Raw genomic sequence first — 17981 nt, forward strand, 5'->3', positions numbered from 1 at the left:
TGGTTCTACATGGAAAAATTTTAAACAAATGTTAAACATTATATTGACATTGGCAATTGGTTTTTTTAGTATCTGTCCATGAACATGAAATCCACCTACACCATTAAGTACGTTGCGTCGAAAACAGGGTTGAAGCCCTATCTGATCCGGAGTTGGGAAATGCGTTATCAGGCAATCTGCCCACAGCGAGCCGACAACAATCGCCGATGCTTCACCGACAAGGATGTCAGGCGGTTGAGGTTGCTCAAGCTCGCGGTGGACGAGGGGCATCCCATCTCCGCCGTTGCCAAAATGAGCAGCGATGAACTCATCCGCCTGTTGGAACGAGGTCTCGCTCCGGTCGACGCTGACGACTCCACCGATACCGGCATTGCATCCAGCGGTTTGGACGACGGCGCAATGGCCGCACAATTCGTCGAGCGAGCGCTTTTTCAAACAACAAGACTGAACCCGTCGGCATTGGAGCACGTCCTGAATGATGCGGCTGTCGACATGCCCAGGCAATCTTTTCTGCAATTGGTGGTGTCGCCCCTTTTCGAAAGCATTGGCGAGCTGTGGCGCCTCGGCAAATTGAAGACAATTAACGAACACATGGCATCGGTCGTTGTCCGTGCGATTTTGTGGGACATGCTGCGCAGCGTTCACCTATCTGAGGCAGCCCCCAGGATCGTCGCTGCCACACCTGTGGGCCACTGGCATGAACTGGGTGCCCTGGCTTCAGCGCTGGCGGCGTCGGAATCGGGTTGGCGTGTATACTATTTCGGCCCCAACCTCCCGGCTGAGGAGATCGCCTATGCGGCCAAAAAATTCAGCGTCAAGGCCGTGGCCCTGAGTCTCTGCCACCTGCTCAACGATCACCGCCTGAAGGGTGAATTGAAAAAACTCCGCCGTTTGGTCGGCAGCGATCTGGCGATCTTTATCGGCGGGCCCGGGACTGAATCCGCCCGCGAGACTATCGCGCAGATCAAGGCGGTGTCGGGTATCGATCTGGCTGGGTTTAGGGAAAAGCTGGAAGCGCTGGTCAAGGATTGACCCAGAAGACTGGTCGTGTTCATTTTTTGTCGGGGGTGGGGAGTGCAAACGGAAAAGGCCGTCAGCCTATGATCTGGCCGACGGCTATTTGTTCTACTGGACCGGTTTCATGCCGTGTACCGCTGTAAATTCATCCCACTCATCGACGCCGACTTGCCCATCACCGTTGGTGTCGATCATGTCAAAACCGGAGCGCCATTTTTCCACGTTGGGCGAGATGAACTCGTCGAATGTAAGCACACCATCGCTGTCCTTGTCCAACGCTGTCATATCCCAAACCATATTCATATTTCCGTGACCACCGTAATGGTGTCCGGCAAATGCGATAAACGGCAGCGTCAAGGCTGCTATTGCCAGAAGAACTGTATATCCTTTATATTTCATATGGACCTCCCAGCTCACATGTGGAGCATTATTGGTGAAAAGTTAAACAAATATTAAACCTTAGATATCATTTGTCAATGGTGAACGATTGAACCGCGATGGCGAGCGCATTCCTCACCGCTTGTCGAAACAAGGCTGATATCCCGCCATCGGTCCATGGGGAGGGTTCAATTCGTATGGTCAGTTTTGATCGAACTGGGCCTCACAAGGCTTTTAGCGCGGCCTGATAGTTATTGGCCTGGGTCAACAATTCCCGCTGCTTGTCATCTTTCATCCGATCCCAGGTCCGAAACATCATCGCCACGCGCGGATTGTTGGCGAGTTTTTGTCGATGGCGGTGGAGAAACGCCCAATAGAAGCTGTTGAAGGGGCAGGATCGGTCACCCGTGTTCTTGCGCCACTGGTAATGGCAGTCATCGCAGTAGTCGCTCATCTTGTGGATATAGTTGGCTGATGAGACGTAGGGTTTGGTTGCCACCATGCCGCCATCGGCGAACTGGCTCATTCCAAGGGTGTTGACGATCTCCACCCACTGAACGGCATCAATATAGACGCCCAGATACCAGCTATCGACTTCATTTGGGTGGACACCTGCCAAAAGGGCGAAATTGCCGGTGATCATCAATCGCTGAATGTGATGGGCATAGGCATGCGCAAGCGATTGGGATATAGCTGTGCGCATACAGTTCATGCGTGTGTCGGCGGTCCAGTAAAAATCCGGCAGGTCGGCCTTGTGATTGAAATGGTTCATCGTTGCATAGGCGGGCATGTGAGACCAGTAGATGCCGCGCATGTATTCGCGCCAGCCTAAAATTTGGCGCACAAAACCCTCCAACTGTTCGACGCTCACGGTTGCGCCGGAAGTTGCCTGTGCCCGGGTAATGGCCGCCCGAATCACTTCCGTGGGGTGGAGCATTTTGGTGTTCAGCCCGAAAGAGAGCAGTGAATGAAACAGGGACCAGCTGCCGGCTGTCATGGCATCCTGGTAAGTGCCGAAGTGAGGCAGCCGCTTGTCGATGAAGGTTGCCAGCTGACTCAAGGCCTGGTCGCGGGTCACGGGCCAGATGAATTTCTTGGGGTCAATTTCACCGAAATTCGGCACCCCGCAACGGTGTATCATCGTGACGATATCGGAGACATCGTTGTCGAAAACGGTTGCCGCGGGAATCGGCACGACGCCATCGTAGCGGTTGCGATTGCTGTGGTCGTAATTCCATTTGCCCCCCATGGGTTTGCCATCATCCATGAGGATGTCGTAACGTTTGCGCATAAAGCGGTAAAAAGACTCCATCAAATACCGTTTTTTGCCTTTGAAGTGCCTGGCGACATCGCTGCGGGACGTTAAAAAATGCTCCGTGTCAACGACGGCAGTCGGGACGGTCAGGCGTGATGCGATGTCCGCCAGCTGGATGTCGAGGCGGTATTCGTCCGGTTGCATGTATTCAAAGCGATCCACGTGTTGTTCTTTGATTATCCGGATCAAATTGAGCTCAAAGGATTGTTCGTTGTGTGGGTCATCCAGCCGAAGGTACATCACACGGTGTCCCCTGCGGGAGAGCGCTGCGCCGAAATGGCGCATGGCACTGAAAAATCCGGCTATTTTTTGAATGTGGTGCTTGACGTAGTCCGTCTCCTGACGCACTTCCATGAGTGTGTAGATGGTGTCTTTGCGAACCTTCTCGAACCAGCTGTGCTGCGCGTTGAGCTGGTCGCCGAGGATCAATCGAAGGGTTACGTCTCTCTTCATCGGTGTCCCTCCCCAAATGTCTGGCGGCCATGTGCGGTTCAATCGCTGGCCGCGGGACCAGGTGGATGCTGGGTGTGTTCTTGACAGGTATGCGTGGTGACGAGAACCACCATAGTACAACCGCCGGTAAACGACCAGTACCTCCCTTCTGGTCGTTAAGAAAAGCCTGCGCGCTGGATTTGGGGCTAAATCTCGATGGCCCGCCATATGTGTTCTTTTCGAGCTGGTAGTATCTCGCCATCATTTTAACCGAAATCAGTCATCATTGCGAATTCATCTTAGACCGTTATTTTCTGCAGGGCTATGTGAATGCTTTTCTCCATAAGTAATCATCATGACTTTAATTCTATTTTGACGACGATGGGAATTAATCGATAATTTTGAGCCGCTTTTCGAAATCTCGAGGAGAATTAAGATGATTGAATTTTTCGTAATCTACACCGTCTCTTTCATAATCGCGTCTGCCGTTGGTTGGCGCGTCTCATCTTCAATGTGACGCTTCGAATCACCTGCAGCATTCACATCTTGCCTCACCTTTTCGTGCATGATCCTGATTGTGGCTTATCGTCACACGCTGGAAGGTAAGAATAGGATGATTGAACAGAAATGAAGACAACACCCCCGCTGTGTGAAAGACACGGCAGTCAACTATCATTTCTTGAACCATTCATCGCAGAATGAGGCGATCGCAAGGAATTACAGTCGTTTCGGCATGTATTTCGAAACACACCGTTCACTATCACCGGGAACGATTATCGTTATACGCAATTACGGATGCAAAGATCCTGTCGACCCTGATCTCTCACCTGCATTCTGTTTCGGGGATCGTGAGACCTCAAAAGCGTGCCAGGAACGAAAGACGCAAGCATTTGGTGAAGTCAAGCGTTGTGAGATGCTTAAGGGGACGACGGAGGAGATTTATGGCATCGCTGTTCGTTACATTGGGCCGGCAACATAGTCCATCTAAAGTGTGAAATTGCTGCCGTGACCATTCATTCAAAGAAAATAATGAACACGAGGAGCCATTCGATCCTGTCGACAATCTCAAGACGCTGCATAAATTTTACCCCGAGACCTGTGTCTACCTGTCAATGCTCAGTTTCAAACAGCGCTGGCAGGACATGTTGCCAAGGCTTTCAAAAATGAATTGAAAATAGGGGAGTGGCAAATGGAACGTCTGTTCCTTACGATCGGCGCGTTGTTTGCATTTGCGGGTGTTGCCGCGGGTGCGTTCGGTGCGCACAGCCTGAAGAGCCGCATAAACACCGATATGCTGTTGGTGTTCGAAGTGGGGGTACGCTACCAGATGTATCATGCCTTTGCGCTGATCGCAGCAGCCTGGGTGCAGGCAAAATGGCCTTCTGCGCTTGCCACCAGCGGTGGATGGTTTTTCGTTGCCGGCATTGTGCTTTTTTCTGGCAGCCTTTACCTTTTAAGCTTGAGTGGGTTGAGATGGCTGGGTTTGATTACGCCGATTGGAGGCGCCGCATTTCTGGTGGGGTGGGTGTGTTTGGCGTTGGCGGTGTGGAGAACGTGATCGAAGGGTATCAATCGCGTTGGTGGGTCAATGGCGCAGGCGACCAGAACCCTGTTTATGAACCCTGCTGCTTTCCGGCCTGCATCAGCAACCGGTCAATGCGCATCAGCGCCAGCCGGCAAATCAGGCCGTATCCGAAAGCCCAAGCCGGCACGGTGAAGGTCAGCCGGCATCGATTCGGCCCAACGGATTCAACTCGGTGGCCGGTGGCCTGTACACCTGCCACGCGCCAGTCCCAGTAGGATTCTGGTTCGAAGGTGCCGACGACGAACGGAACCCAGACGCCAATCGGTGTGCGTATGCGACCGCTTGAGGCAGCTTGGATATATCGGTCCTTGCAGTCGACCGCCCGAACGGAAGGCCCCCACACGGGCCAGGTTCGCGTATCCGTAATCAAACGCCATACGCGGTAGGCCGGCACTTCGACAAGTTTACTGAAGGCCAAGGTTGGTCCCATGATGGTCACGAACAGCATTAGAAACTGCTGAATCAGCCGAACCTAAGAAAAAAGCCCTGCGATCTGAAAGTTGGTTTTATTGTGATCGTGATTTCGCTGATCCATCCTGCCCGACATCCAGCGGCATCCAGAATGTTGACAGTTTGTTAAGCCATCGTAATCATTCGATCGTCAAGATCAAGCACCGCCATCCGAACGACGCTGTCGAGGCTGTTGGACGTGTAATATACAGCAGCTGTCCGTCCCTATTCGGCTAAAAAGGACTTGTCTGAGGGCACTGAAATTGTTTTAATGTACGATGTCGGTTTGAGACCTGCCGGTGCATGCTGGCGGCTACCCGGGTCATGAGACGATTCACATGTGACCGCTTCCTTCACTATCTTCTCCCTGTTTCTCCAACGCGAGCGGTCGGCAGCGCCTTTAGGTGTTTGAGCGTCCGAGATCCATCGGATAGTTGGTGGATGTCTCACAAATGATCCGTTAAATACCTGAGTTACCAACTATCCCTGTGACACCATTGGTGCGTAATGCTCCTGGGCTGCTGCCATCAATACAATGGATCGGGTACCCCCTGAGATATTCAGGTGCCCGGCAAACGGATTGAAACCGAGACAAACCAAAAGGAGGTGTCCGTGATCCATCAATTCGACACGGTGATTGTCGGTTCCGGCGGCGCCGGACTCTACGCCGCACTGGAGGCCAGTCAGCATTCGAAAACAGCGGTTCTCTCCAAGCTTTACCCGATCCGCAGCCATACCGGTGCGGCCCAGGGCGGCATCAGCGCCGCCTTGGGCAATGTGGAGGAGGACAACCCCGAATGGCACGCTTTCGACACGGTAAAGGGGGGTGACTACCTCGTCGATCAGCAGGCCGCCAAGATACTTACCGAAGAGGCTGTCCAGGCAGTCTATGATCTGGAAAATCGTGGCCTGCCTTTTAACCGCACACCCGAGGGACGCATCGATCAGCGCCGCTTCGGCGGGCACACGCGCAATTTTGGCGAAGGCCCTGTTCGCCGGGCCTGCTATGCCGCCGATCGCACGGGTCACATGATCCTGCAGACCCTCTATCAGCAGTGCATCAAAAACGAGGTGGCTTTTTTCGACGAGTTCCAGGTCGTGGATCTGCTCCTGGACGGGACCACCGCCCAGGGTGTCGTGGCCGTGGAACTGGCCACCGGAGAGCTGCATGTCTTCGCCGCCAAGGCTGTCCTGTTCGCCACCGGCGGGTTTGGGCGCATTTTCAAGATCACCTCCAATGCCTTCGCCAACACCGGTGACGGCCCGGCGGTATGCGCGCGGCGTGGGATTCCTTTGGAGGACATGGAGTTCTTCCAGTTTCACCCCACCGGCATCATGGGGTTGGGCATCCTGATTTCCGAAGCGGTGCGCGGCGAAGGCGGCATCCTGCGCAATCGGGACGGGGAGCGCTTCATGCAGCGCTACTCCCCGACACTGCTGGATCTTGCCCCCCGGGACATCGTCGCCCGTTCCATACTGACCGAGATCCGTGACGGCCAGGGGATCCGCGGGGATCGCCGGATCGATGACTACGTCCATCTGGACGCCACGCACCTGGGCAAGTCGGTCTTGTCCAGCAAACTGCCCGACATCACCGGCTTCTGCAACACTTACCTGGGCATCGATCCGGCCGAAACGCCCATCCCGGTGCTGCCCACGGCGCATTATGCCATGGGCGGCATCCCCACGGATGTGCACGGGCGGGTGATCATGGACGCTGCCGGAACCATCGTCGACGGACTCTATGCGGCCGGGGAATGTGCATGCGTTTCCGTTCACGGGGCCAACCGGCTGGGGACCAACAGCCTGCTCGACCTGGTGGTGTTCGGCCGGCGGGCCGGGCAACACATCGGCGGCTATGTCAAACAGGCCGACATGCCCCGGCCTGACGCAAGTGCCGCCGACGAGGCGCGTGCCTTCATCGATCGCCTGACCGACGGCTCATCCGGGCCTCACGGTGGGCACATCACGGACGAAATGCAGACCACCATGATGGAAAAGGTGGGGATTTATCGCAAGGAGAAGGACATGCAGGCGGCCGTGGATGAGATTCAGACCCTGCGGCAGCGCTACCGCTCCGTGCGCGTGCAGGACACCGCCAAGCCGTTCAACACCGACCTGCTCGAAATCATCGAACTGGGGAACCTGCTGGACCTGTCGCTGCTGACCGCAGCGGCGGCCCTGGCTCGCCGGGAGAGCCGCGGAGCCCACAGCCGGGAGGATTTTTCGGAAAGAGACGACAACAACTGGCTCAAACACTCCCTGGCCTATCTGGAAGACGATACGGTCAGGCTTGACTACAAAGCGGTAGACACATCCATATGGGAACCCAAACCGCGCACGTATTGAACCCAAGGAGCCGAGCATGAACATTATCCTCAACATCCAGCGTTACAACCCCGACATCGACGACGCCCCTTATTTTCAGGAATTCAAGGTGGCGATGGATCCCAATCAGCGGCTGCTGGACGCCTTGATGCAGGTCAAACGATTTCAGGACGGCAGCCTGGGATTTCGCAAGAGCTGCGCCCACGGCGTCTGCGGGTCGGATGCCATGCGCATCAACGGCAGGGATGGCCTGGCCTGCAAGACCCTGGTCAAGGAGGTGGCCAAAAAGGATGGTGACACCGTCACGCTGGAACCGCTCCGCTACCTGCCGGTTCAGCGCGATCTGATCGTCGACCAGGCCGAGTTTTTCAAAAAATACCGGGCGGTCAAGCCTTTTTTGATCAATGACGAAGCCGTGCCGGAGAAAGAACGGATCCAGTCCCAGGATGAACGCATGCAATTCGACGACACCACCAACTGCATCCTGTGCGCGTCGTGTTACTCGGCTTGTCCGGTTCTGGAAGAAAATCCCAATTTTATCGGGCCGGCGGCCGTCTCCCAGGCTTACCGCTTTAACGCCGACACGCGTGACCGTGGATTCGAAGATCGTCTGGCCGTGCTGGATCAAGCCGATGGCGTGTGGCCCTGCCAGAACCATTTCAAATGCACGCAATCATGCCCGCGTTCCATCCTGATCACCAAACGGATCAACCAGACCAAGCGAATGATCGAGAAACACAAGGAGAAAAAGGCCGACAAGTGACAAGGTGCTCAGTGAGGCGTATCGAAAGAGTCCAGCAGCATTTCGGGGTGATCGGCGTCATCCCCCTTGGCCTCGGGGTGGCTGTTGATGAACCGGGCACAGGCGTTCCAGCGCAGGACGGCATCCTGGTTGTGCGGATCGCAGCCGGCCAGCGCTTCGCCATAACACTTCATGGCTTTGACGAACCAGTCATAAGCCACGGTGCCTGAACCGGGCCCCCCCTGATTGAAATGACATTTGGCCCGCCTTTCGTAAATGATACCGGTGTAATAGGCTTTGCAGTAGGCCGAGTCCAGCCGCGCTACCAGGTCCCGGGCTTGTTCAAAGGAGGGATTGAGCCCACTTCTGGAAAACTTGTCGGTCAATGCCAGCAGAAGCAGGATCAGGGCTTCCTGATGGTCGGGGGTGACGGCCAGAATGTCCAGGCAGATACTTTCCGCCCCGTCCGGTTCATTGAGCAGACGATAGCGTTTGGCCATTTCCAGCGCGGATGGAACCGCTTCCGGTTTGAGTGTTTTCAATTCGACCATATCGACCTCCCTTCCGGTTAAGTTGACAGCAGCCATCGATAACTGGAAACCATTAGTATACGAAGTATTGACTTATTTTCAAGAGGCGGTCACCATCCACCATCGTTTCGAACCGAAACGCCAGAGGGATGCAAACCCTGTCGCCATGCATCAATTGGCTCACATGGGTAGCTATTATCGTGATCGGCTTCAGATGACGCCAAGGGGTGTTTTGCATGGACATTGAAGACAAGCTGACCATACTGGCCGATGCGGCCAAATACGATGTTTCCTGCGCATCCAGCGGCAGCCGTAGGAAGAACAGTGGCCGGCGGCTGGGCAACAGCGCCCCCTCGGGCATCTGCCACACCTACACCGAAGACGGTCGATGCGTGTCGCTGCTGAAAATACTCCTGACCAATGTGTGCATCTATGACTGCGCCTATTGCGTCAACCGCTGCAGCAACGATATCCCCCGGGCGGCTTTCACGACTCGCGAGATCGTCTCTTTGACCATCGACTTCTATCGGCGCAATTACATCGAGGGCCTCTTTTTGAGTTCGGGGGTCATACGCAGCCCCGACGACACCATGGAGCGGCTGGTTCGAACCGTTCAGATGCTTCGTAGTCAGGGGTTCAACGGATACATTCACTTAAAGTGCGTCCCATTCGCCAGCCGGCGATTGATTCAACAGGCCGGGCAGCATGCCGACCGGCTGAGCGTCAATATCGAATTGCCCTCCGAAGCCAGCTTGATGCGCCTGGCACAGGATAAAACTTACGCTTCCGTGCTGACCCCCATGGGAGTGATTCGTGAAACGATCGCCGAGACACGGGCGGACCGCAAGCGCCTGCGGCATGTGCCGGCCTTTGCGCCCGCCGGACAGAGCACCCAGTTGATCGTCGGCGCCAGTCCGGAGTCCGACTATGAGATACTGAACCTGGCCGATGGACTCTACCGGCAACAGACCCTCAAGCGGGTCTATTATTCGGCTTACGTGCCGGTGGGTGGGTCACGCAGTCCACTGCCGGATCTGGTTGAACCGCCGCTGCGGCGCGAGAACCGACTCTACCAGGCCGATTGGCTGATGCGGCTGTATGGCTTTTCCATCGACGAGGTGATTGACAGCGGCTCCCCCTGGCTCGATCTGACGATCGATCCCAAACAGGCCTTCGCCCTGAGGCATCCGGAACGGTTTCCGGTCGACATCAACACCGCCGACCGTGAAATGATTCTCAAGGTGCCGGGCATCGGATTGAAGTCGGCCAATCGAATCGTCCACCTGCGACAAAAGGGACGCCTTCGATTCGAGCATCTGCGGCAGCTGGGGGCAATCGTTACCAGGGCCCGGCCGTACATCCGCTGCGATGGTTTACCGGCACGACAATGGCCGGTCGCCGCGGCAAGCCTTCCCCCCCAAACCAAAACCATGGCATCACCTCCAGGTGATACCGAGGCGTCCTCAACCAGCGCCGGTCGCCGGGTATTTGAAACCGACGGCAGCTTCGAGGGGTTGCTCAGCGCGATCTATAAAGCATACACAGAACCGGTCCTTCCGGATGCCATTGAACCTACCGGCCGCGGCCAGAGGGGGCTGTTTGAACAACCCGTGACCATCAACACAGACCCGGTCATCGCTGATCGGGTGTGGAAGGGGCTGAAGAAACATCTGGGCGCCAAGCGCCGCCGCAAGTTGCTCGACGCGTTCCTGTCGGGCCACGCCGGGGTTGAAACCATGATTTACCGGCTGGTTGCAGATGCCATCGCCACCCGCGGCGGCCGAACCGGAACGACCCATCTGTCCACCTTCATCCACATCGATAAACTCAGTCGTCAGGTACGCCTCGAGGCGCATCGCATGAAGGGCTTGATTCGGTTCGAACAGACCGGCGAAGATGGCTACCTGGCCCTGGTGGCCCCCCGCTACGATGTGTTGCCGCTGGTTCGTCGACATTTCGAATCGCGTTTTGCCGACCAGCGCTGGATTATTTACGACACGCGAAGAAACTACGGGCTCGCCTATGACGGCCGCCACACGCAGGCGCTGCAGATGGATGTCGCCGCCCTGACGGCCTCCTGTCGAAACGACCATGAACAGTTATGCCAAACCTTGTGGCAGAACTATTATGTGGCCGCCAACGTGCAGGCGCGCAACAATCCCAGGCTGCACCTGAGCAAGCTGCCGCGCCGGTATTGGCAGTATCTAACGGAAAAACAGCCCCTGAGGTTGCACCAGACGCATGGCCGATAAAACACACCCGACCCGCACTTAGCTGTCGGCCATAGCTATACCCGGTAACCTCGAATATCCTCTGGGACATCGGCATGTCGGCCGCCGATCCAGTCGAATCGGATAGCAGCGATGACCTCTCGAGCCACCCTCGTGCTTGCCAACCACCGCCCGGAAACGATCCCAGCGGCACAACGGCTGATGGCTCGCCACGATGCGGTGATTCTCGAAGAACCGCCCGACTCTCAATTCATGTCCATGCTAAACGGGCAGGTGCCCATCGACACCTACCTCGAGACCCAGGACCTGGAGTATCCTGAATTCAGCCGCCGCATGTCCGAGGTCCTGCGCGAATGCCACCGGGCCGGCACCCGGCTCTATCAGATCGAGCCCTTTATCGACCATCTGCTGGCCATTCACGAGCGGTTCGCCGGCGGGGACGGCCCATCGGACCTGCCGACCGGCACGACCCTGCACCGGGTCTACCTGGCCGAACGGGAGGCCACCGCCGCATTGATCGACTTTTACAGCGTATCGACCGGCGGACCGCTGGCAGCCACCATTGAGGCGGTCAAGCGGTTCGCCCGCACCGATGCACAGCGATTTGCTTTGCGGGACCGGATGCGGGCAGCGGCCATCGCCGACGTCATCGCCGCCCACGGCCACACCTATATCGAGGCCGGACTGATCCACTTTCCCCTGTGGCAGGAGCTCAAGCGACAGCTGCCGACAGGCTATCCCATTCGTGTGCATTTTCTCATGACCGATGCCGTGCGATCCATGGGTTATCGCAGTCACCTCTATGGCCCCGGAGACCTGCTGACCCTGCATTACCGCTTTCACCCGCAGCGTCGATTTCAGGAGGAAGATCTTCTCGCGGCGCGTGCACTGATCTACAGTAAACTGATCGCCAAGGAAGAGATGATCGACGCCGACGAACCCTATCCGCACACCCGTGATGAACTGGAAGTGAGTGCCATTACGGCCCGACTCACCCTGGCGGACTGTGGCCGCCTGTACCCGCCGATCCGACGGGCGTCCACGACAACGGCCCGTGAGATGGTGCGGCACTACCTGGGCCTTTCGGGCGTTCAGATAGGCCATCCATGAACACAGGGGACATGCCGCGATGATCCAAGCGATGATATTCGATTTCGGGCTGGTTATCTCGACCCCGCGTCCGGCGGCCTGCTTTCGCGCATACGAACGGGATCTGGGGATCGCCAGGGGCAGCATCAACCGGATCATGTTCGACGGCCCGGCCTGGCAGGACGCCCTGATCGGTCAACTGACCATGCAGGCCTACTGGCGTGCCATCGGCCCGTCCCTGGGCCTGACCAGGCAACGGCAGATCGACGCCTTTCAGCGCCGCTATTACGGTGACGAATCCGTCAACCCGGAGGTCCTGCGCCTGATCCAGCGGCTTCACGGCACTTACCACTTGGCGGTGCTTTCCAATCATCCGCCGGGCCTGGATCAATGGCTGAGCGACTGGGGTATTCGAGATCTTTTCGACGTGATCTATTGTTCCGGTGACGAAGGCCGGGTCAAACCCGATCCAGCGGTATACCACGTCACCCTCGACCGCCTGGGGGCACGGCCGGCCGAAGCCGTTTTTATCGACGATACCGCGGGGCACGTGAAGGCCGCGCGAATGTTGGGCATTCACGGGATTGTCTTCAGCGATGCCCACCGTCTCGAAAGGGATCTGGATACCCTTTTGGGTGAGAGCCAGTCAGTTCATCTGCCACCGGGCACCATCGAGACCTCGTATGAAGGTTAAGCCCATGGCGAATCAGACGATCGCGAAAAACATGCCCGGAGCCCTCCTCCTGGAAGGCGGTGCGGAGTTCGGTGGCGGGATGGCGGACCCCGACCGCCAAGCCCTGGCTGAAGCAGGTGGTCCAAGCGCACTGGTCGCCATCATACCGGCCGCAGCGGCACCGGACCACAATGCCGAACGGGCCGGGAAGAACGCGGTGCGCTGGTTTCGACAATTAGGCGCCTTGCAGGTCGAAAGCTTGCCCCTGGTCGACCGGATTTCGGCCGATGACCCCGCCATTGCCGACCGCCTGCTCGAGGCCCGGCTGATCTACCTGCTGGGCGGGTTTCCCGCTCACCTGGCACTTAGCCTGCAGGGCAGCCGCAGCTGGCATGCCGTGCTGCAGGCGCATGGATCCGGCGCGGTGATTGCCGGCAGCAGTGCCGGTGCCATGGTGCTCTGCAGCGATTATTACGATCCGGCGGGCGATGGTGTCTTCCCCGGCCTGGGACTGCTCGCACGCACCTGTGTCATTCCCCATCACGAGACTATTGGCCGGCGCTGGGTGCCCGTTCTTCAACATGCGCGGCCGAATAGCCTGCTGATGGGAATCGATGAGGAAACCGGTGCCCTTACCCGCTGCGCCCGAAACCACTGGCAGGTTTACGGCAAAGGGCAGGTGACCGTTTACCGGAAAGACCAGGTGGCGGTCTTTGGCCCCGGCCAGACATTCCGTTTGGATGGTTGACCCCATTGTTGCATAAATAAATGTAAAAAATATCGTTACTATTTGAAATGATATATAAATCTATTATTTCTCCTCAAGCTCTGGGTATTACCAAATGGGCAATCCAAGAGGAAACGATAATTTTTTCATTTTTTACCCTATCGGGAAAGCCGGAGGCGCCCAAGTCCTTCGTTGCCAAGGGGTCGCAGTAAATTACTACGGCTTCACCCTTGGCGCCTTGGCTCTGAACCCCTCCGGCTTTTGCAACGATGGGGTTGACGCAACTGCCGCGCCACGCCACTGTGAGAAAACCGGCCACCCCCCCTGAGCGGAACTGCCCAGGACAGTCGAGATCGGGTCGGCCTTTGACTTGCATTCCGAAATCCTCTATACTTTTCAAAGCCTATCCGGAATCAACGGCATGGTCCTGCCAACCGATGACCTATCGGACCCGGCCATGGCGATCACCCTAACGCACTCCCACTGCCCTGCTCAATCATGAAAGGCCCCATGGCAAAGCCTCATGGAAAAATTGTTCTCATGGGTTCCGGTGAACTGACGGCCACCATGGTGGAAGTGCACAAGGGCCTCCTGCAGCAGTTGCCGGGAACACCCCGGGCCGTATTTCTGGATACCCCAGCCGGTTTTCAACTCAACGTGGACCAGATATCGGCCCGGGCGGCCGACTATTTTCAGACCCGTGTCCGCCACCCCTTGACCGTGGCTTCGTTCAAGGCTAACACGCCCACCAGGGACTATGACCACCTTCAGGCCAACCGCGTGTTGCGCCAGGCCGACTTTGTTCTCATCGGGCCGGGCAGCCCGACCTATGCCTTGCGGCAATGGCGGCAATCGCCCGTACCCGATCTGCTCGCTGACTGCGTAATCACGGGTGGATGCCTGGTGGCCGCCAGCGCCGCCGCCCTGACCATGGGGCGCTTCACCCTGCCGGTATACGAAATCTACAAGGTCGGCCAGGATCCGCACTGGATCGACGGCCTGGACCTGTTGGGCCGCTTCGGCCTGAACCTGGTGGTGGTGCCCCATTGGAACAACGCCGAAGGCGGCAACCACGACACGCGGTTTTGCTTTATGGGCGCTACGCGGTTCGATGCCATGGCGGTCATGCTGCCGCAAGGACTTACCATACTGGGTCTGGACGAACATACCGCCTGCATCCTGGACCTGGCCACCGATCAGGCCGAGGTCAAGGGCATCGGCGGCATCACCTTGCGAACCCCCGACGGCGCGATGACGGTCAAGAGCGGCGACCGGTTTGCCCTGTCGGTGATACGGGAAGGGTTGATCACACCCAATCGGAACGTTGAACCACCCGAATCGGAATCCGTGCCATTGCTGACGGATGCCGATCAATCCTTCTGGCAGCGCGCACACGACCTGGAAGCCCGTTTTCAGGCCGGCCTCGATCAAGGGGACGCGCGCGCCGCGACCAACGCACTCTTGGCGTTCGACCGCATCGTCTGGCGAGCCCAGCAGGGGCTGGAGGATGAGGCGGTCGTCGCCCAGGCCCGCGACACATTACGGGATATGATCGTTCTTTTGGGAAACCAGATGGCCGCCTCACCCAAGCTTCGGGAGGAGCGCCTGGCCCCCCTGGTGGAAGCGCTGCTGGGTCTGCGCCAGAAGCTGCGCCGGGAAGCGCAATGGGAGGCGGCCGACATGCTGCGTACCGCCCTGAGCGCCATCGGCATCCAGGTGGAAGACACCGCGGGCGGCCATCGCTGGCATCTGATATCGCCATAGTCGATGCAACGCCTGACAGCGGCCACCCATTCACCGAGGAATCGATAACCATGAAGCAACACCCCCAGCTATCCCTGCTGTTCGTCATGCAGGCATCGCCATCCGGGCCGGCGCCGCTGGTTGCCTATCTTGACGCGATCCCCCACGTCCGTGTGGATGTTGAATCGGTTTTACCCGAGAATCTGAACGATCACGACGTCGTGATCACGCTGGGGGATGCGGCAGGTGCCGCCGGGCGGGAATTGGAAGATTTTGTCCATGCGGGCGGTGGTTGGCTGGTCGTCGCCGATGCATCGACCGGTCCCCTGCCGACTCTGCTGGGCGTCGCCGTCGAGCCGCCCGGACCAGAGGCTGAATTGCGCGTGCTGTTTGAAAGGACCGATCACCCCTTGGGCGCCCGGCTGCCGGATGCGCTCTACCTGACCGGGCGTTACCAGGTGCTGACGCCCACCGCTGATGATACCGAAACCCTGCTCTATGCCGACTGGCACTATGCGCACACCCCGGTGCTCACCCAGCGGCCGGTGGGCCGGGGCCAGGTGGCATGTACCACCCTGCAGGCCCTTGACCATCCTGTGGTGCAGCAAATCTGCTACCGCCTGCTCGTCAATCTCGCCGGCCGACCGATCACGCCGGATTTAATAGGTGTTGGTATTTTGGGCTATGCGCCCTCCGTGGGACGGCTGCACGGCCTGGGTATTGGCGATACCGCGGGGCTGGAACTGCGCGCCGTGTGCGACCTGAATCCGGTGCGGTGCCATCAGGCGCGCAAGGATTTCCCGGGTATCCGGATTCTGCCCACGGCCGGCGCGCTGGCCGCGGCTGACGGAATCGATCTGGTCATTGTGGCCACGCCCCCCAATATCCACGCCGACAACTGCCTGCAGATGATGGCGGCCGGCAAACACGTGGTCTGTGAAAAACCGCTGGCCCTCGACCGCCGGGAGACCGATGCCCTGCAGAACCTGGCCCAGCAGCACCAGGTCCATTTGAGCTGTCACCAGAACCGCCGCTGGGACCCGGATTACCTCACGATCAAAGAGAGCCTGAAACGAGGGCTCATCGGCGAACTGTTCTACCTGGAAACCTTCGTTGGCGGCTATCACCACCCCTGCGGGTACTGGCATTCGCACGTTTCCGTCTCCGGCGGCACCAGCTATGACTGGGGCGCCCACTATCTGGACTGGATCGTCAGCCTGATCCGGCGACCGATTACGGCGGTGATCGGCACGCGCCACAAACGGGTCTGGCGGGATGTGACCAATGCCGACCAGGAGCGCATTCAAATTCGCTTTGAAGGCGGCATCGAGGCGGAATTCATGCATTCCGACATCGCAGCAGCCCGCAAACCGAAATGGTATCTGCTGGGCACCCGGGGGGCGATCACCGGCCACTGGCAGGATGTGCAGACCTACACCATCGATGCGGACCACCATTATCGTCGCCACGAGATTCCGGCCACCGAGATGGCACCGGAGCTGGCTGTTTTTCACCGTCGGGCCGAGGGTGAGATCATTCGCATCACCCCGACCGTGGCCGAGCGTGAGCCCTATTGCTTCCACCGCAACCTGGCCGACCATCTCCTGCTGGGCGAACCGATTACCGCCCCGCTGGCCGATTCCGTCCAAGTGGTGGCCATTTTAGAAGCGGCCTCCCGCTCCATGCAGCAGGGAGGCACCCTGGAGGCGCTCGATGGCATCTGAGATCCAATGGGGAATTATGGGCAACGCCACCATCGCCCGCAAATGCGTCATCGGCGCCATCCAGAAATCGCGCAACGGCTGCGTGCGGGCACTGGCCAGCCGCTCGCCGGAAAAAGCGCGTGACGTGGCCGGGCAGCACGGTATCCCCAACCTTTACGGGAGCTATCAGGCGCTGCTCGACGATCCTGCGGTAACCGCCGTGTATATTCCGCTGCCCAATCACCTGCATCGCCCCTGGACAATCAACGCGCTGGCGGTCGGCAAACACGTGCTGTGTGAAAAACCGATTGCCTGCAACGCCTTGGAAGCTGAATCGATGGCCGCTGCCGCCCGCAAGGCCGACCGGCTGCTCATGGAGGCCTTCATGTACCGCTTTCATCCCCGCAGCCGGCGCATCAAACAGATGGTCGAGCAGGGCGAGATCGGTGCAGCCCGCATCGTACGGGCGGCTTTTTGCTACCACATGGGCGCGGATGTCCTGCAAAGCGGCGTCAACGCCCGCCTGCAACCGGAGATGGGCGGCGGCGCGCTGCTGGACGTGGGCTGCTACGGTGTCAGCGTGGCCCGCTGGCTGATGAACGCCGAGCCAATGCGCGTCCAGTCCCAGGCCTCATGTCACCCTTCCGGCGTTGACTGGCACCTGGTCGGCAGCCTCTATTTCGGTCCACAGCGTTTGGCCGTGGTCGAAGCCAGTTTTATCACCGCCCTGCAGCAGACCTACAGCGTGGTGGGAGATCGCGGTGCCATCGACCTGCCCCACGATGCGTTCATCCCCTGGGAAAAGGACGCTGGGTTCGTGCTGCGCGGCCGTGATGAAGAGACCGGCACCCGGCATTCGGTCGCTGGCGCTGACCAGTACCAGCTGATGGTGGAGCATTTTGCCGATGCCGCGCTGGGTCGCTCGGCACTGGCCTATCCACCTGAAGAGAGCGTTGCCAACATGCGGGTACTGGACGCCCTGTCCCGGGCCGCACGGAGCGGCCGATGCGAAATCGTGTAACCGGCAACCCACGGCAG

General features: G+C 58.4%; 15 protein-coding genes. 11 read left to right on the forward strand and 4 right to left on the reverse strand.

Annotation, left to right across the window (positions count from 1 at the left end; translation table 11 throughout):
* Positions 1–84 precede the first annotated feature (84 nt).
* Positions 85–1032 carry a MerR family transcriptional regulator gene (locus ACZCED_RS04320; protein WP_464860295.1) on the forward strand — a complete coding sequence of 316 codons (948 nt, stop codon included), beginning with the start codon at positions 85–87 and terminating at the stop codon, positions 1030–1032.
* Between the two features lie 93 nt (positions 1033–1125).
* On the opposite strand, the gene ACZCED_RS04325 is transcribed toward ACZCED_RS04320, so the two are convergent.
* Positions 1126–1416: an EF-hand domain-containing protein gene (locus ACZCED_RS04325; protein WP_464860273.1), complete on the reverse strand. Its 291-nt coding sequence runs from the start codon at positions 1414–1416 to the stop codon at positions 1126–1128.
* Positions 1417–1618: 202 nt separating this feature from the next.
* Positions 1619–3163 (reverse strand): cryptochrome/photolyase family protein, encoded by a 1545-nt coding sequence (locus ACZCED_RS04330; protein ID WP_464860274.1) that lies wholly within the window; start codon positions 3161–3163, stop codon positions 1619–1621.
* 1168 nt (positions 3164–4331) lie between these two features.
* On the opposite strand from ACZCED_RS04330, the gene ACZCED_RS04335 reads away from it, so the two are divergent.
* Positions 4332–4700, forward strand: coding sequence for a DUF423 domain-containing protein (locus tag ACZCED_RS04335; protein WP_462968268.1), 369 nt, complete (start codon positions 4332–4334; stop codon positions 4698–4700).
* A 55-nt stretch (positions 4701–4755) separates the two neighbouring features.
* Here ACZCED_RS04335 and ACZCED_RS04340 read toward each other — a convergent pair whose 3' ends face one another.
* Positions 4756–5175 carry an SRPBCC family protein gene (locus tag ACZCED_RS04340; RefSeq protein WP_462968267.1) on the reverse strand — a complete coding sequence of 140 codons (420 nt, stop codon included), beginning with the start codon at positions 5173–5175 and terminating at the stop codon, positions 4756–4758.
* A 614-nt stretch (positions 5176–5789) separates the two neighbouring features.
* On the opposite strand from ACZCED_RS04340, the gene sdhA reads away from it, so the two are divergent.
* Both sdhA and ACZCED_RS04350 read left to right on the forward strand, forming a co-directional pair.
* Positions 5790–7526 carry a succinate dehydrogenase flavoprotein subunit gene (gene sdhA / locus ACZCED_RS04345; RefSeq protein WP_462968266.1) on the forward strand — a complete coding sequence of 579 codons (1737 nt, stop codon included), beginning with the start codon at positions 5790–5792 and terminating at the stop codon, positions 7524–7526.
* A 16-nt stretch (positions 7527–7542) separates the two neighbouring features.
* On the forward strand, positions 7543–8268 hold the full coding sequence (locus ACZCED_RS04350) for a succinate dehydrogenase/fumarate reductase iron-sulfur subunit (protein WP_462968265.1): 726 nt from the start codon (positions 7543–7545) through the stop codon (positions 8266–8268).
* An 8-nt stretch (positions 8269–8276) separates the two neighbouring features.
* On the opposite strand, the gene ACZCED_RS04355 is transcribed toward ACZCED_RS04350, so the two are convergent.
* Positions 8277–8798 carry a hypothetical protein gene (locus ACZCED_RS04355; protein ID WP_462968264.1) on the reverse strand — a complete coding sequence of 174 codons (522 nt, stop codon included), beginning with the start codon at positions 8796–8798 and terminating at the stop codon, positions 8277–8279.
* A gap of 215 nt (positions 8799–9013) precedes the next feature.
* On the opposite strand from ACZCED_RS04355, the gene ACZCED_RS04360 reads away from it, so the two are divergent.
* The 7 genes from ACZCED_RS04360 to ACZCED_RS04390 all read left to right on the forward strand — a co-directional run bounded on the left by ACZCED_RS04360 (position 9014) and on the right by ACZCED_RS04390 (position 17964).
* On the forward strand, positions 9014–11029 hold the full coding sequence (locus ACZCED_RS04360) for a putative DNA modification/repair radical SAM protein (protein WP_464860275.1): 2016 nt from the start codon (positions 9014–9016) through the stop codon (positions 11027–11029).
* A 111-nt stretch (positions 11030–11140) separates the two neighbouring features.
* Positions 11141–12118, forward strand: coding sequence for a hypothetical protein (locus ACZCED_RS04365; protein WP_464860276.1), 978 nt, complete (start codon positions 11141–11143; stop codon positions 12116–12118).
* Between the two features lie 19 nt (positions 12119–12137).
* Positions 12138–12791 (forward strand): HAD family hydrolase, encoded by a 654-nt coding sequence (locus ACZCED_RS04370; RefSeq protein ID WP_462968261.1) that lies wholly within the window; start codon positions 12138–12140, stop codon positions 12789–12791.
* Positions 12792–12795: 4 nt separating this feature from the next.
* Positions 12796–13518, forward strand: coding sequence for a Type 1 glutamine amidotransferase-like domain-containing protein (locus tag ACZCED_RS04375; RefSeq protein WP_464860277.1), 723 nt, complete (start codon positions 12796–12798; stop codon positions 13516–13518).
* Between the two features lie 489 nt (positions 13519–14007).
* Positions 14008–15261, forward strand: coding sequence for a CysS/YqeB C-terminal domain-containing protein (locus tag ACZCED_RS04380; RefSeq protein ID WP_462968259.1), 1254 nt, complete (start codon positions 14008–14010; stop codon positions 15259–15261).
* Between the two features lie 50 nt (positions 15262–15311).
* On the forward strand, positions 15312–16964 hold the full coding sequence (locus ACZCED_RS04385) for a Gfo/Idh/MocA family oxidoreductase (RefSeq protein ID WP_464860278.1): 1653 nt from the start codon (positions 15312–15314) through the stop codon (positions 16962–16964).
* Complete coding sequence (locus ACZCED_RS04390) at positions 16954–17964, forward strand: Gfo/Idh/MocA family protein (protein WP_464860279.1); 1011 nt, start codon at positions 16954–16956, stop codon at positions 17962–17964. The genes ACZCED_RS04385 and ACZCED_RS04390 overlap by 11 nt, the downstream gene beginning before the upstream one ends.
* Positions 17965–17981: the final 17 nt, after the last annotated feature.

Source organism: Desulfosarcina sp., from assembly GCF_055467485.1.